The 15285-nt window shown below is 70.6% G+C and carries 14 protein-coding genes; 6 read left to right on the top strand and 8 right to left on the bottom strand.

Annotation, left to right across the window (positions count from 1 at the left end; translation table 11 throughout):
* The first annotated feature begins 149 nt into the window (after window positions 1–149).
* Both RXV79_RS01430 and RXV79_RS01425 read left to right on the top strand, forming a co-directional pair.
* Window positions 150–629, top strand: a complete 480-nt coding sequence (locus tag RXV79_RS01430) for a (2Fe-2S)-binding protein (RefSeq protein ID WP_316701568.1) — start codon at window positions 150–152, stop codon at window positions 627–629.
* Window positions 626–2911 (top strand): xanthine dehydrogenase family protein molybdopterin-binding subunit, encoded by a 2286-nt coding sequence (locus RXV79_RS01425; RefSeq protein WP_316701567.1) that lies wholly within the window; start codon window positions 626–628, stop codon window positions 2909–2911. Before RXV79_RS01430 ends, RXV79_RS01425 begins: the two co-directional genes overlap by 4 nt.
* A 9-nt stretch (window positions 2912–2920) precedes the next feature.
* On the opposite strand, the gene RXV79_RS01420 is transcribed toward RXV79_RS01425, so the two are convergent.
* Entirely contained in the window at window positions 2921–3457 is a 537-nt protein-coding gene (locus RXV79_RS01420; RefSeq protein WP_316701566.1) for a hypothetical protein, read from the bottom strand.
* A gap of 96 nt (window positions 3458–3553) precedes the next feature.
* Complete coding sequence (locus RXV79_RS01415) at window positions 3554–4321, bottom strand: SDR family NAD(P)-dependent oxidoreductase (protein ID WP_316701564.1); 768 nt, start codon at window positions 4319–4321, stop codon at window positions 3554–3556.
* A gap of 135 nt (window positions 4322–4456) precedes the next feature.
* On the opposite strand from RXV79_RS01415, the gene RXV79_RS01410 reads away from it, so the two are divergent.
* On the top strand, window positions 4457–5407 hold the full coding sequence (locus RXV79_RS01410; protein WP_316701563.1) for a GAF domain-containing protein: 951 nt from the start codon (window positions 4457–4459) through the stop codon (window positions 5405–5407).
* Window positions 5408–5417: 10 nt separating this feature from the next.
* Here the strand turns inward: RXV79_RS01410 and RXV79_RS01405 are convergent, their stop codons facing one another.
* The 3 genes from RXV79_RS01405 to RXV79_RS01395 all read right to left on the bottom strand — a co-directional run bounded on the left by RXV79_RS01405 (window position 5418) and on the right by RXV79_RS01395 (window position 8510).
* A complete protein-coding gene (locus tag RXV79_RS01405; protein ID WP_316701562.1) occupies window positions 5418–5717 on the bottom strand; it encodes a hypothetical protein in 300 nt (99 codons plus the stop codon).
* Between the two features lie 110 nt (window positions 5718–5827).
* Window positions 5828–8065, bottom strand: coding sequence for a patatin-like phospholipase family protein (locus tag RXV79_RS01400; RefSeq protein ID WP_316701561.1), 2238 nt, complete (start codon window positions 8063–8065; stop codon window positions 5828–5830).
* A gap of 10 nt (window positions 8066–8075) precedes the next feature.
* Window positions 8076–8510, bottom strand: coding sequence for a hypothetical protein (locus RXV79_RS01395; RefSeq protein ID WP_316701560.1), 435 nt, complete (start codon window positions 8508–8510; stop codon window positions 8076–8078).
* A 52-nt stretch (window positions 8511–8562) separates the two neighbouring features.
* Here RXV79_RS01395 and RXV79_RS01390 point away from each other — a divergent pair, with 52 nt between their 5' ends.
* Entirely contained in the window at window positions 8563–9057 is a 495-nt protein-coding gene (locus RXV79_RS01390) for an Lrp/AsnC ligand binding domain-containing protein (RefSeq protein WP_316701558.1), read from the top strand.
* A gap of 6 nt (window positions 9058–9063) precedes the next feature.
* On the opposite strand, the gene RXV79_RS01385 is transcribed toward RXV79_RS01390, so the two are convergent.
* Complete coding sequence (locus RXV79_RS01385; protein ID WP_316701556.1) at window positions 9064–11553, bottom strand: DEAD/DEAH box helicase; 2490 nt, start codon at window positions 11551–11553, stop codon at window positions 9064–9066.
* The gene (locus RXV79_RS01380) at window positions 11550–13118 is read right to left on the bottom strand and encodes a sensor histidine kinase (protein ID WP_316701555.1); all 1569 of its coding nucleotides are present in this window, start codon (window positions 13116–13118) and stop codon (window positions 11550–11552) included. The genes RXV79_RS01385 and RXV79_RS01380 overlap by 4 nt, the downstream gene beginning before the upstream one ends.
* A gap of 122 nt (window positions 13119–13240) precedes the next feature.
* Here RXV79_RS01380 and RXV79_RS01375 point away from each other — a divergent pair, with 122 nt between their 5' ends.
* Entirely contained in the window at window positions 13241–14059 is an 819-nt protein-coding gene (locus RXV79_RS01375) for a DUF2189 domain-containing protein (protein ID WP_316701554.1), read from the top strand.
* 44 nt (window positions 14060–14103) lie between these two features.
* Window positions 14104–14874 carry a hypothetical protein gene (locus RXV79_RS01370; protein WP_316701553.1) on the top strand — a complete coding sequence of 257 codons (771 nt, stop codon included), beginning with the start codon at window positions 14104–14106 and terminating at the stop codon, window positions 14872–14874.
* Here the strand turns inward: RXV79_RS01370 and RXV79_RS01365 are convergent.
* On the bottom strand, window positions 14867–15151 hold the full coding sequence (locus RXV79_RS01365; protein WP_316701552.1) for a hypothetical protein: 285 nt from the start codon (window positions 15149–15151) through the stop codon (window positions 14867–14869). The two genes, RXV79_RS01370 and RXV79_RS01365, sit on opposite strands and share 8 nt — an antisense overlap.
* Window positions 15152–15285: the final 134 nt, after the last annotated feature.

Below are 15285 nucleotides of genomic sequence, written 5' to 3'. Positions count from 1 at the left end.
TTTGGTTTGAGGGAAGAGTGTGTCGTGTGAGACGCGCAACTTGTATGCAAGCGCCGTACCTGCAACATTTGGTGCCAGCGCATTGTGTGGGGTGATCGGCCTATATCTCTTGGCTGAGAATGCGCCACCCTGACCGCGGAAAGACCTGTATGGACCTGAGTGTCAACGGCCAGACCCACCGCCTGCCCGAAGCCGACGTGCCGCCCGACATGCCCCTGCTGTGGGTGCTGCGCGACGTGCTGAACCTCACCGGCACCAAGTTTGGGTGCGGCGTTGCCGCCTGCGGTGCCTGCACGGTGCACGTCGACGGCCTGGCCGTGCGCTCGTGCGTGACGCCGGTCGGCACGGTCCAGGGCAAGCCGGTGCGCACCATCGAAGCCCTGGGCACGGCCACGCAGCCACATGCGCTGCAGAAGGCCTGGGTCGACCACCAGGTGCCGCAGTGCGGCTACTGCCAGAGCGGCATGTTGATGGCCGCGGCCGACCTGCTGGCGAAGAACCGCAACCCCTCCGACGCCGACATCGACGCGGCCATCACCAACCTCTGCCGCTGCGGCACGTACCCGCGCATCCGCGAGGCCATCAAGACGGCCGCGAAACTACTGCGCAGCGGCGGGGTGGCGGCATGAGGCGCCGCAGCCTGCTCCTGCTGGGCGCGGGCGCGACTGGCGCGCTCGTGGTCGGCTGGGGGCTGATGCCACCGCGCAGCCGCCTGGGCAGCGCACAGCGCCCGCCGGCCGCCGACGGGCCCGTCATGCTCAACGGCTGGCTCAAGATCGCACCCGACGGCCACGTGCTGCTCGCCATGAACCGCAGCGAGATGGGCCAGGGTGTGCACACCGCACTGGCCATGCTGGTCGCCGAAGAGCTCGACCTCTCGCTCGGCAAGGTGGAGCTGGTCGAGGCCGGCCCGAGCAAGATCTACGGCAACGTGGCGATGTTCGTCGGCAGCCTGCCGCTGCACCCGAAAGACAGCGAGCCCGGCCGCGAGACGGGCGGCGTGAAGGCCGGCCGCTGGATCGTCAGCAAGGTCGCACGCGAACTCGGCATCAGCGTGACGGGCGGCTCGTCGAGCGTGGCCGATGCGTGGGACGTGCTGCGCATGGCCGCCGCCACCGCGCGGGCGCAGCTGCTGGGCGCCGCCTCGCTGCAATGGAAGCTGCCGCGCGAGGAACTGCAGATCGTCGATGGCGTGATCAGCCATGCTGGGGCCAAACAGAGCGCGCATTTCGGCGTGCTCGCGAAGGAAGCTGCCGCCACGCCGGTGAGCACCGTGCAGCCGAAAGACTCGAAGGCCTGGCGACTGGTCGGCACGCGCGCGCCGCGCACCGACCTTGCCGACAAGGTCAACGGCCGCGCGAGGTTCGGCATCGACGTGCGCCAGCCCGGGCAGCTCTTCGCCTCGGTGCGCCACAGCCCCGTGCTCGGTGGCAGCCCGGGCCGCATCGACGTCGAGGCGGCGATGAAGCTCCCCGGCGTCGAGCGGGTGGTGCGCCTGAACCCGCTGGGAGGCTCCACCGCCGCCGTGGCCGTGGTGGGCCGCAGCACCTGGCACGCCAAGCAGGGCGCGCAGGCGCTCGACATCGAATGGCGTGCGCCGCCCGCCGGCACGGTCGACACGACCCGCATCGCGGCCTCGCTCGAAGCGGCGGCACGCGAGGCCGCCACGCAGCAAGGCGGCTTTGCCTTCCACAAGCAAGGCGACGTGCAGGCCGCGAGCGCCGCGGCCTCGCGCCGCATCGAAGCCGTGTACCACGCGCCCTACCTCGCGCATGCGGCGATGGAGCCGATGAACTGCACGGCGCAGGTGAAAGACGGCCGCGTCGAGGTCTGGGCGCCCACGCAGGTGCCCGACATGGCGCGAGCGATGGCTGCGCGTGTGGCCGGCGTCGATGTGCGCAGCGTGGTGCTGCACGTCACCTACCTCGGCGGCGGTTTCGGGCGCCGGCTGGAGGTCGACGTGGTCGGCCAGGCGGTGCGCATCGCCATGGAGACCAACGGCCGCCCGGTGCAGCTCACCTGGACACGCGAGGAAGACACCACGCACGACTTCTACCGCCCGGCCGGTGCGGCGGTGATGCAAGCGAGCCTCGACGACAAGGGCGCAGTAAGCAGCCTCGCGATCACGAGCGCCGGTGACCTCATCACGCCGCGCTGGATCGAGCGAGGCCTGCCCGCACTCGCCGGGCCCGTCGATGCGCCCGACAAGACGGCGAGCGAAGGCCTCTTCGACCTGCCCTATGCCATCGCCAACCAGCGCATCGCGCACGTGGCGACGAAGAGCGGCGTGCCCATCGGCTTCTGGCGCTCGGTGGGCCACTCGCACAACGCCTTCTTCTCCGAATGCTTCATCGACGAGCTGGCGCACGAGCTCAAGCAGGACCCGGTGGCCTTCCGCCTCTCGATGCTGCGCGACATGCCGCGACACGCGGCGGTGCTGAAGCTCGCGGCCGACAAGGCCGGCTGGGGCAAGCCGCTCGCGGCTGGCCGGGCGCGCGGCGTGGCGCTGCACGAGAGCTTCGGCAGCATCGTGGCCGAGGTGGCCGAGGTGTCGCTGGTGGACGGCAAGCCGCGTGTGCACCGCGTGGTGTGCGCCGCAGACATCGGCACGGTGGTCAACCCCGGCATCGTGGCGCAGCAGATGGAAGGCGCGGTGATCTTCGGCCTGACTGCCGCACTCCACGGCCGCATCGACATCGAAGGCGGCGCGGTGAAGCAGACCAACTTCCCCAACCTGCCGCTGCTCAAGATGGCCGACGCGCCACCCGTGATCGAGACGCACCTGGTGCAGAGCGCGAACCCGCCCGGCGGCGTGGGCGAGCCCGGCACGCCGCCGATCGCACCGGCGGTGGCGAATGCGCTTTTCGTGCTGACGGGGAAGCGGGCGCGATCGCTGCCGCTGGTCGCCTGAAGGCGCCGGTCAGGGGAAGAAGTACCGCTGAGGGATGCGGCGGTCGTTGCCGATGTCCAGCCCGTTGAAGTCGATGGTGTTCTTGGCCGGGGCGAAAAGCCGCTGCGACCAGTAGAGCAGGCTCTGCGCCCACGAGTTGCTGTTGAACCTCGAGCCGTCGAGCTGCTCGGTGATGTCGGGGTAGCGCAGCTCGCCGCTCGACCCTTCGAACGTGCGGTACTGCGAGAAGCAACGCGTGATGCATTGCAGGAAGGGGTCTTCCGAGCCGGGCAGGCAGATCTGGAGCTCGACCTTGGACGTCTGCACCTCGGGGTCGCCCGGCGTCGCGAGCTTGCGTGTGAGGAAGCTGACGTCCGACGGTGCGAAGAGCCTCGCGCGCAGATAGCCCGCGATGTTGTACGCCCCGATCACGCACAGCGCCTGGCCGGCAATCGGGCGCGTGAAGCCGGTGAGCAGGGTGGGGTTGCTGGGGGCGAGCACCAGGAACTGGTGCTGGCCGACGAGGCCGTCGACAGGCCTGCAGAAAACGTATGCGCCGTGATCCATGACGAGGGAAGAAGCTGTGTCAGCCGGGTTTGTAGCGGATTCCCCCTCGCGTCATGGCCGACCAAAGTCACACCCGGCAGCGCCCGCCGGCCGCGGTCACGCCTTGGTGATGCGCAACCCCGCGTCGACGAGCAGCAACTCACCCGTCGTCTTGGCCGCACTCGCGCCGAGGTACCACGCCGTCTCGGCCACGTCGTCCGCCGAGATCACCTCCTCGAGCGCCGCGCGGCCCTTGTACCAGTCGACCCCGGCCTGGTACTTCTCGGCGCCCAGCCCTTCCTGCAGCCACGGCGTCTCGACCAGCCCTGGCGCGATGGCGTTGACGCGGATGTGCGGCGCGAGCGCGCGCGCCAGGCCCACCGTCATCGCGTTGAGCGCGCCCTTCGAGGCCATGTAGGCGAGCGACGAGCCGCGCCCCATGATCGACGCCACTGACGACACGTTCACGATGCCGGCCACCGGGTGCTGGCGCATCAGCGGCGCGAAGGCACGCACCATCTGGTAGGCGCCGATCACGTTCACGCTGTAGATCTTGTGGAAGTCGTCGGCCTCCAGGCCGTCGAGGTCCTTGATGTCGACGAACTTGGTGGTGCCGGCGTTGTTGACCAGCACGTCGGCACGGCCGAAGCGGGCCTCCGTCTCGGCGGCGAGGCGGCGGCAGTCGGCGTCTTGCGAGACGTCGGCCTTCACGACCAGCACCTCGGCGCCGAGCGCCTTGCAGGCCTCGGCCACGGCCTGCGCCGGGGCCGGGTCGCGCGAATAGTTGACCACCACGTTCCAGCCGCGGGTGGCATACAGGCGCGCGGTGGCGGCCCCGATGCCCGACGATGACCCGGTGACGACGGCGACTTTTTTCTGGCTCATGGCGGGGCTTGTGCAAGAGTGGGGAAGCGGTCATCGTAGCCAGGGCGTGTTGCCCCTGCTGTCCCCTGCAGCACATCCACAGGCTGGCTCGAAACCTGCTGGAAGCCCGCATCCGATGCAGACCCTCTTCCTCCCATGAACACCCTCATCAAGGCCGTCGAAACCTGGTTGCCCACACCCGATGGCAGCCTGCTCGAATTCGGCGGCGGCCTGTACGGCCGTGCGACCGCTTTTGGTGCGATCAGCCGCAGCCTGTGCTTCGGCCGTGGCGAAGGCCTGCCGGGCCGCGCCTGGTACGACGGCCAGCCCATCGTGCTGAAGGAACTCGACGGCTCCTACTTCCGCCGCGCCGACGTGGCACGCGATGCCGGCTACACCTGCGCCATCGGCCTGCCGCTCTTCCACGGCGACGCGCTCTCGGGCGTGGTGGTGCTCTTCTGCGGCCCCAACCGGCACGAAGACGGCGATGGCGAAGACGGCGCGGTCGAGCTGTGGCGCCACAACGCACGGGTGTCGTCCGACATGACGCTCGTCGACGGCTACTTCGGCAGCCGTGTCGCTGGCAGCTTTGCCGCCATCAGCCGCGACACCTACCTGCCACGCGGCACCGGCCTGCCCGGCCTCGCCTGGCAGAAAGGCGCAGCGGTGCTGATCGACGACCTCGGCCAGGCCGGCAAGTTCGTGCGGGCCGACTCCGCCGCCGAACTCGGCATCAACCGGGGCCTGGCCATCCCCTGCGCCACCCCGAGCGACGACGCCTACGTGCTGACGCTGCTGTCGACCGCCGACACGCCCATCGCCTTGCGCGTGGAATGCTGGGCGCCCGACGACGGGCACCTGGGGCTGCAGCGCGTCTTCGGCTTCTGCGAACGCATGGGGGCGCTGCGCGCCTCGGAGGGCGGCACCGTGCTCGCCGGCTCCATCGGCAAGGCGTTTGCGAGCGGCGTGCCGGTGATCAACGAACACGCCGAGACCGAGCCCGGCATGGTGGGCGACGCGGCACGCGATGCGGGCCTGAGCGCCCTGGTGGCCGTGCCGGTGATGACGAACGACGGGGTGGGCGAGGTGATCGCCCTTTACTTCTGAGCGGGCTTGTTCAGCCGAGCAGCTGGAGCGACGCCACGAGCCCGAGGCCGATGGCGATCGCGAGGCCGCGGGCCTGGCGTGTGAGCATCGGCGCCGGCACCGGCTGGCGCGCCTGGCGCAGGCCGAGCACGCCCATCACGAAGGCCGCCGAGGCCGCAGCGACGAACACCGTCGAGATGCCGAAGCCGGCCCAGCCGGCCGCATTGCGCTGCGCCATCAGCGCCACGACCTGGCCGAGAAACAGCCCCAGCATCAGGGCCATCGATTGCGGGTGACGGGTGAGGGTGTGGGTGAGGGCAGAGCGCTTCATGGTGAGCGGCATCGTGGCACGCATGCGGCCACGCAGGCGCATCAAATCGTGACGGTTCTCCCCGCGGAGCGTGGCATCCGACACGCTCGCCGCGCTTTCGACGCCGGCTGTCAGGGCTGGCCGAGGAAGAGGTAGGCCGAACGGTTGCCGCGGTCGCCCAGGCCATAGGCCAGGTAGAAGGGGCCGATGGGAGTGTCGAGCGCGAAGTAGAGGGCGTTGCCGCGGCGCAGCCGGGCGCGCTCGGGGCCGAAGACCGTGTCGCCGATGCGGCCGAATTCGAGAGACCCTCCGAGGTACATGCCATCGAGGAAGCCCGGGCGTGCCAGCCGGTAGTTGTAGACGAGGCGCGCGAAGCGCAGCTCCTTGCCGAGCAGCTGCCCCGTCTGGTAGCCCGACAGGTTCAGGAACCCGCCGAGTTGGAGGATCTCGTGGTCGGGCAGCGGACTCGAGCGCAGGTTGCCGCCCAGCCGCGTGGCGGCCCTCAGCGTGTGCGGCCCGCTGTGCGCAGCCCCTTGCAGGTTGAACTGCGCCTTGGTGTAGGTGTCGCTTGCGCCGAGCGCGGTGTGCGACATGAAGATGCGCAGCTCGCCGGCATAGCCTTCGCGCGGGAAGCGCAGGTTGTCGAGGTGGTCGATGCGCAAGCGGCCGAGCACGCCGGCCAGCTGGCGGTCGATGGCGAGAAAGCTCGCCGGCACGAAGCTCGTGTCGTCGGCCAGCTCGACCCGGCCCCGCACAAAACCGAGACGTCCCTCACCGGCGGTGCCGATCGGCACGCCCACGTCGAGCCCGAACTCGTAGGCACGGCGGCGAAAGCGCGCCAGGCGCTTCTTCGTGTCCTCGTCGTAGATGTCGAAAGGCTCGTCGATGGCTTCCAGGCGCGGTGCGACGAACACCCGCTGCGCGGTGGTGAGCGGCTGGTACCACTCGGTCTGCAGCACGCTCGCATGGCCGAGCTGGATGTCGTTGCGCCACTCGGCGCCGAGCGCGTTGAGCCAGGTGGCGCGGTGGCTTGCCTGCAGGTTGAAGAAGGCGTTGCCCTCCAGCGTCGACGAGAGCGAGAGCCCGAGCCGCAGGTAGTTCGGCCCCCACGACTTCTCGTTGGCCTCGACCTGCAGCACGCGGCCGATGCCGGCTTCTTCGAAGACGCTGTAGTTGACGCTCTCGAAATCGCCGCGGCTGTAGATGCGCTTCAGGTCGCGGTCGAGGCGCTCGGTGTCGAGCGCGTCGCCGGCCTGCGTGTCCATCGCGGCGAGCACCACGTCGGGGTTGACGACCCGTGCGCCCACCACGCGCACCTCGTCGATCTTCAGCGCCTGGTCGCCCGGCGCGTTGGCCTGCGCACGGCGCAATGCGGCCCAGGCGGCCTCGGGCAGGCTCAGGCGCGCGAGCTTCTCGGTCACGGCGCGCGCGGCCGCCTCGCCTGCGGCTGCGGCTTCGCCCAGGCGATCGAAGGCGGTGGAGCCGATGTCTTTCAGGTCGGGGGCGATCAGCACGTCGCGCTCGGTCATCTCCTTCAGCGACTGCGTGACGTTGGCCTCGGTCAGGATGCGCAGCACCTGGTCGGTCACGTCGACCAGCGAGTGGATGTCGCCGCGCTTGAGCAGCGGCGTGCCGATGTTGATGGCGATCACCACCTCGGCCCCGAGCTGGCGCGCCACGTCGACCGGCAAGTTGCGCTTGAGCCCCCCGTCGACCAGCAGCCGGCCGTCGATCTCGACCGGGTTCACCGCACCCGGCACCGCCATGCTCGCGCGCGCAGCCAGCGCCAGCTGGCCGTGGCCGATGACCACCATCTCCGAGCTGGCGAGGTCGGTCGCCACCGCGCGGAAGGGGATGGGCAGCTTGTCGAAGTTGCTGGTGTTCTGCAGGCGTGTCAGGCGGCGCAGCACCGCTTCGAGCGAAACACCGGCCACCGCACCCTTGGGCAGCGCGATGCCTTTTGCGTTCAGGCCCATCTCGGGGCCGAGGTAGTTGACGCCGTCGTCGACCTTGCGGCGGTAGGGCGCGTCGATGCGCGACACGTCGCGAAAGAGCGTGGAGGTCGACAGGCCCTTCATCTCCTCCTCGATCTCGGCCAGCGGCAGACCGCTCGCGTAAGCCGAGCCGACGATGGAGCCGGCGCTCGTGCCCACGATCAGGTCGACCGGCACGCGCAGCTCTTCGAGCACCTTGAGCACGCCGATGTGTGCGCCGCCGCGGGCCCCGCCGCCCGAGAGCACGAGGCCGACCTTGGGGCGGGCAGCGGGCGAGGCTGCAGCGGGCGCAGCGGGTGGGGCGGTCTGTGCGTGTGCGGTCAGCAGCGAAAGCAGGGCCACCGCGACGGTGGCACGGCGCGCGGCCCGCAACATGCCGGGCAGCTCAGCGAGACGCGGCCGAGGCGGCGGGTGCCGAAGCCCCCGGCGGCACGGGCACGATGACACCGGGCATCAGCGAGATCTCGTCCTGCACGCGCACGCCGGTCACGAAGGCGCGCGTTTCGCCGAAGCAGCTGGTGGGCAGCCCCACTTTCTCTTCGTAGTGCAGCGCCACGCGCTTGCCCATGACCTTGTTGATCTCCGCGGCCACCGCGTCGTCGTGCACGGTGAAGAGAAACTTCTCGGGCGCCGAGCCCGGCATCGAGACCAGCGAGAGCTCGCCTTCCCAGGTCTTGCAGAGCCACCCCTTGCGCGAGAGCTTCTGCACCCAGCCCGCCCGCTCGCCGTCCGAGTAACTCCAGTTCAGCACCACCGCGACGTACGCGGCACCGAGCAGCACGACGACGAGAAGCGCGATCAGCCAACGGGTCGCACGCATAAGGAGTCCTCCGGGGGTGGGTGTTCTTGGGTGCTCGGTTTATAACCCACGCATGAAGAAAAACGCCGCCTCCGCCGACCCGTTGCCCGAGGGGCTGGACAAGATCGACGCCCGCATCCTGCGCCTCTTGCAGGCCGATGGGCGCATCAGCAACCTGAAGCTCGCCGAAGCGGTGCACCTGTCGCCCACGGCCGTGCTCGAGCGGGTGAAGCGGCTCACCCGCGATGGCTACATCCTCGGCTACGAAGCGCGGCTCAACCCGAAGAAGCTCGGCGCCGGCATGATGGTCTTCATCCAGGTGGTGCTCGACCGCACCACGCCCGACGTGTTCGACCATTTCAAGGCCGCGGTGCAGGTGCGCCCCGAGATCCTCGAATGCCACATGGTGGCCGGCGGCTTCGACTACCTCATCAAGACCCGCGTGGCCGACATGGAGGCGTACCGCCAGCTCGTGGGCTCGGTGATCTGGACGCTGCCCGGCGTGCGCGAGACGCACACCTACGCGGTGATGGAAGAGGTGAAGGACACGACGGCGCTGCCCTTCTGAGCCGCGCTAGCGCAGCGGTGCGAGCAGGTCGGCGAGGTCCTGTTCGCTGAACTTCGCCGCCGACTCGTCGTCGTGCCCCAGCACCCCCTCGGCCAGCGTGCGCTTGCGCGACTGCAGCGCCAGCATGCGCTCCTCGATGCTGCCTTCGGCGATGAGCTTGTAGACGAAGACGGGCTGCGTCTGGCCGATGCGGTGGGCGCGGGCGGTGGCCTGGGCTTCGACGGCGGGGTTCCACCACGGGTCCATGTGGATCACGGTGTCGGCGGCGGTGAGGTTGAGGCCCTGGCCGCCGGCCTTCAAGCTCACCAGCAGCACCGCCGCCTCGCCCGACTGGAAGCGCTGCACCACCTCGCCGCGGGTCGCGACCGGCGTGCGGCCGGTCAAGGCGAGCCAGGGCAGCTGCAGCGCGTCGAGCGCCAGCTCGATCAGCGAGAGCAGTTGCGTGAACTGCGAGAACACCAGCACGCGCCGGCCTTCGGCCACCAGCGCGGGCAGTTGGTCGCACAGCCAATCGAGCTTCGCGCGCTCCATGCCGCGCGGCGTCTTGTGGCTCTTGAGCAGGCGCGGGTCGCAGCACACCTGGCGCAGCTTGAGCAGCGCATCGAGGATGGTGATCTGCGCCCCGGCGAAACCGCGCCGCGTGAGCATGCGCCGCACGATCTCGTCGGAGGCGACACGCACGCTCTCGTACAGCTCGCGTTGCCTGCCCTGCAGCTGCACCCGCTCGATCACCTCGGTGAGCGGCGGCAGCTCGGTGGCCACGTCCTGCTTGCGGCGGCGCAGGATGAAGGGGCGCACCCGCTGCGCGAGCCGCTCGGCCTTGAGTGTTTCGCCGTTCTCCTCGATGGGCTTGCGCCACTGGCGGGCGAAGCCGCGGCTGTCGCCCAGGAAGCCGGGCATCAGGAAGTCGAACTGCGCCCACAGCTCGCCGAGGTTGTTCTCGAGCGGCGTGCCGGTGAGGCACAGCCGATGCCGGGCCTGCAGGCGGCGCAAGGCGCCCGCGCTGCGGCCGGTGGCGTTCTTCACCGCCTGCGCTTCGTCGAGCATGACGATGTGGAAGGGGTGCGCCACCAGCGCTTCAATGTCGCGCCACAGGAGCGGGTAGGTGGTGAGCACGACGTCGTGTTCGTCGATGCGGGAGAAGTCTTTCGCGCGCTCGGGCCCCTGCAGCACCAGCAGGCGCAGGCCGGGCGCCATGCGCTGTGCTTCGGCGCACCAGTTGAAGAGCAGCGAAGTGGGCAGCACCACGAGCGCCGGCCGGTCGAGGCGGCCGGCTTCCTTTTCCACCAGCAGGTGCGCCAGCGCCTGCGCGGTCTTGCCCAGGCCCATGTCGTCGGCCAGGATGCCGCCGAGCCGGTGCTCGCGCAGGTACTGCAGCCAGTCGAGGCCCTGCCGCTGGTAGGTGCGCAAGCTGAGCTGGAGCCCTTGCGGGGGTGCAACGGGTTGCGGCGTGCCCGCGTGGCGCAGCCGCTCGGCGAGCAGCCGCAGGCCGCCCTCGCCTTGAAGTTGCCAGGTGCCATGTGGACCGGCGCGCTGCGCCTGCGTGTCGTGCAACGCGCTGCGCAGCAGCTCGAGGCGGTGCGCGTCCCAGCCGCCGAGCGGCAGTGGGCCGTGCTGGCGCGCCGGGTCGGTGAGAAGGTCCACCATCGCCCGCACGATGGCTTTGATGGGCGCGGCGGGCGCGTCGATGCGCCGCCCCCCGGGCGCGCGCAGGCGCACCGTGGCGCGGTCGTCGATGCTTTCGATGTGCGCGACTGAAAGCCAGCGGCTGTCGCGCTTGAGCAGGTCGGCGAGCAGCGGCACCAGGTCCCAGGTCTCGCCGGCGATCTCGACGCCGAGCGAGAGCATCCAGCTGCCCTCGCGCCAGGGCTGGCGCAGCGCCTCGATGGGCACGTCGTCGGCACGCAGCGGCACGGCGATTTCGCGGCCCAGCACTTCGCCGGTAGCCGGCTCGACGACGAGCTTCCAGCCCTGCACCTGCAGCGTCTCGTGCGCGAAGCCGGGCAGCACCACCACGCTCCAGCCCGCCGCCTGCCATTCGGGCACACGCTCGGCCCAGAAGTCGCCGAACTGCTCTTCGCGCAACAGCGTCCACAGCGGGCCGGCGGGCCGCGGCAGGTCGGCAGAGCGCCATTGCAGGGCATCGTCGGGCAGCGGGTGCAGGCCGGCCGCCCACACGGCATCGAGCGCGTCGGCCTCGGCGGCGCGCTCGCGTGTGATCGACCACGGGCCGCCTTCGGCATCGTCGACCTGCACGACGGCCGGGCCGCGGCTGTTGAGCACCGAGGTCGGCGCGGGCAGCTCGGTCTCGCGGCCGTCTTCGTGGCGGTAGAGCCAGCCGATGCGCGCCACCGTGACCTCGGGGCCACGCGGGCCGAACGGGCCGCTTGGGCGCAGGCCCAGCAGGCCGTGGCCGCGGTTCAGGGTCTGCAGCGTGAGGCGGGGGCGGAAGCGGAAGGAAGAAGGCGTGGCGTGCGCGGGCCCTGGAACACTCATGCACCCGATTGTGGGCGCGCGCTCGTGTCGTCCGGCGTGGCGGCCGCTGGCAGCGTGACGGTGAAGAGCGACCCCTCGCCCGGCCGGCTCTGGGCGTCGATCCGACCACCCATCAGCTCGACCAGGTGGCGGCTCAGGGCCAGGCCGAGGCCGCTGCCGGGCACGGCCGTCGCTTCGGCGCCGAGGCGGTCGAAGGGCGTGAAGAGGCGCTGCAGCTGGGTGGCGTCCATGCCGATGCCGTCGTCCTGCACGCGCAGCGCGACCTCGCTGCTGCCGAGGCGCGCCGACACCGTCACGCGCCCGCCCGCGCGGCCGTACTTGATCGCGTTGGACAGCAGGTTGTGCACCACCTGGCGCACGCGCCGCGGGTCGGCGTGGACCGGCAGCGCCTGCGCCGGCAGCGCGTCGACGAGCTGGATGCGCGCCGCCTCGGCCACCTGCGACAGCTGCACCAGGCAGCCACGCACGATCTCGGCCAGGTCCATGCGGGCAGTGGCCATGCGCAACTGGCCCAGCTCGGCACTCGACAGGTCGAGGATCTCGTCGATCAGGTCGAGCATGTGCTGCCCGCTGCTGCGGATGAGGCCGCCCCAGGCGCGGTGCTTCTCGGTGAGCGACAGGTCGATCTCGAAGAGCTGCGCGAAGCCGAGGATCGCGTTGAGCGGCGTGCGCAACTCATGGCTCACACGCGAGAGGAACTGCGTCTTGTTGAGGCTGGCCGCTTCGGCCACGTCGCGCGCGAGCCGGACGTCCTGCATCTGGCGGCGCACGGTGATCTCGGCCACCGTGCCGCGCAGGCCGGTGATGCAACCGGTCTCGTCGCGCACGGCTTCGCCGCGGGCTTCGATCCAGCCTCCCCCACCGCCACGGCGCCGGTATTCCACTTCGAGCGCGAAGGGCTCGCCGGTCTTCATCGTGCGCACGACGGCCGCCTGCACCAGGGCCATGCTGTGCGGCGGATAGGTCTGGGTGCGGTCCGCATCGGCCGGCGGCGGCGGCTCGCCCGGGTCGTAGCCGAAGATGGTGTAGAGCTGCTCCGACCAGCGGGTGCGGCCGCTGGCCATGTCCCATTCCCAGCTGCCGATCTGGCCCAGGCGCTGCGCCTCGCGCATGGCCGCCTCGCTGCGCCGCAGCAGGTCGAGCGCACGCTGGTGCTCGGCCACTTCGGCACGCAAGGCGGCTTCGATCTCCTTGAGCCGCGTGACGTCGGTGACCTCGACCATGAAGCCGACCGCGCGGCCGTCGACCATGTCGGGCAGGTAGTGGGCCACGATGTGGCGCATGTCGCCACCGGGCGAGCGCACATGCCGCTCGAACATCTGCTCCTGCCCGCCGAGGGCTGCGCGCGCATAGGGCTCGTTCATCGCGAAGACCTTGGGCTCCAGCAGGTCCTGCAGGCGCGTGCCGACGAGGCTGCCGGGGGCCGCGCCGAACCAGCGCTCGTAGGCCCGGTTGGCGAAGCGGCAGCGCAGGTCGCCGTCCCAGTAGCCGAGCATCGACGGCACGTGGTCGACCAGGCGGCGCACGTGATAGGCGACACCTTCCCTGAACGGGTCCTCACTCATGCGGCCCACGCTATCCCTGGGCCGGCACTTGTGTATCGGGGAGAACGAGGGGCACACGGCCGCGCGATCGGCTCAAGATGCGGTGTTGCGACCTGCCGCGCAACACCGCACGAACCATGGCGATGACGACCCCCCACTCCTCCCATGACGCCTCGCATGACTCCGCGCATGACGCCACACGCGACGACAGCTCGCGCCCCGCGACGGCCTTCGACATTCCCCTGCGGCCGCTGAGCTGGCGCACGCTCGTGCAATGCCTGCGCTTGGGCCTGCGCGACTTCAAGCGCGCGCCGTGGATCGGCCTCTTCTACGGCGCCTGCTTCGTGGCGATGGGCTGGGCGCTGCTGGCGGTGTTCCGGCATGCGCCGGTGTACGTGCTCGCGCTGTCGGCCGGCTTCCTGCTGATGGGGCCATTCCTCTGCATGGGCCTGTACCGCGTGAGCCAGCAGCTCGAAGCGGGTGGCGCGCCGCACTTCGCCGACTCGCTCTTCGCGTGGCGCACCCGGCTCGGCACGCTGGCCATCTTCGGCTTTGCGCTGCTGGTGCTCGAGATGCTGTGGGGGCGCGCGGCACTGGTGGTGTTTGCGGTGAGCTTCGACGGCATGCCCGACTTCAAGGGCTCGTTGCTCGCCCTGCTCGACCTCGACAACCTCGGCTTCATCGTCGCCTACCTCGCGGTGGGCGCGGTGTTCGCCGGGCTCATCTACGCGGTGAGCGTGGTCGCCATCCCGATGATCCTCGACCGGCAGACCGATGCAATCACCGCGGCGCTCACCAGCCTGCGGCTGGTGCTCACGCAGACACCGGTGCTGCTGGTGTGGGGTGCCATCGTCACCGTGCTCGTGGTGCTGGCGCTGCTGCCGGGTTTCGCGGGCCTGCTCGTGGTCGGCCCGTGGCTCGGGCATGCGAGCTGGCACCTGTACCGGCACGCGGTGGGCTGACGCTCGCCGCCACAATCGGGGGCCCACCTTCCGCCCCCGACACCTTGCTCGCCCTCAAGCTGCTGCTCGTCCCCACCTTCCTGCTGATGCTTTCGCTGGCGGGGCGCCGATGGGGGCCGCAGGTGGCCGGCTGGCTCGCCGGCCTGCCGGTGGTGACCGGCCCCATCCTCTTCTTCCTGGCGGTCGAGCGCGGCACCGGCTTCGCGTCCTCGGCGGCCACGCTGTCGCTGTCGGCGGTGCTGGCCTCGGTGAGCTTCAGCCTCGCTTTCGCGCACGCCGGCCTGCGCGGGCGGTGGTGGCCGGCCTTGCTCGCGGGGCTGGTGTCCTGGGCCGTGATGGCCACGCTGCTGGCGCGCTGGCCGCTGCCGCTGGGGTGGGCGCTGGCGCTCGCGCTCGGCACCTTGTGGATGGCGGCGAGGCTCTTCCCCGCGGAGGCCCTCCAGCCCTCGGCGCGCACGACGGGCCGCGGCGAGCTGCTGCTGCGCATGGCCACCGGCGCCGGGCTCACGGTGGGCGTGACCGCCGCGGCCGCGGCGCTCGGGCCGGCCTGGAGCGGCCTGCTGGCGGTGTTCCCGGTGCTGGGCATCGTGCTGGCGGTGTTCTCGCACCGCAGCCAGGGCGGTGGCTTCGCCGCCGCCTTGCTGCGCGCGATGGCGACCGGGCTCTATGCCTTCGTCGCCTTCTGCTTCGTGCTCGCCCTGGCACTGCCCGGCTGGGGCACCGGCAGGGCCTTCGCCGCGGCCGTCGCGGCCTCGCTTGCGGTGCAGGTGGCCACGCGCGGGCGCGTCGCGGTGCAGCGGCCCCGGCCTACTTGAAGCACTGGCCGCGCCGCTCCAGCCAGTAGACGACGTTGCCGATCACCGCGATGCTGCCCGAGATCACGGCGCTTGCCGTGGCCACGGCCCCTGCGCCCACCAGCAGGGCCACGCAGCCCTCGTTGGCGCAGCCGCCGAACCAGCCGATCTGCTGCACGTCGAGCACCATCTGGCGCTTCTGGATCTTGCAGTCGTCGTCGAACACGATTTCCGTGCGCGGCACCACGATGCAGGCCGACAACAACAAGGGCAGCAACAGCAGGCTGGGGACTTTCACGTAAGGGCGCACGGCGACGGTCCGATCGTGGTGTTTGCCACAGCCTAACCGACGCTGCGCAGGGCATCGGCTGCTTTGTGCAAATTGCTCACGGAATGCGCGGCGTGCCGTGAGGAAGCCCCTCCTAACATCGC

The sequence above is a fragment of the Piscinibacter gummiphilus genome, from assembly GCF_032681285.1.
Classification (GTDB): Bacteria; Pseudomonadota; Gammaproteobacteria; order Burkholderiales; family Burkholderiaceae_C; genus Rhizobacter; species Rhizobacter gummiphilus_A.
This window is presented reverse-complemented; position numbering and strand designations above follow the sequence as displayed.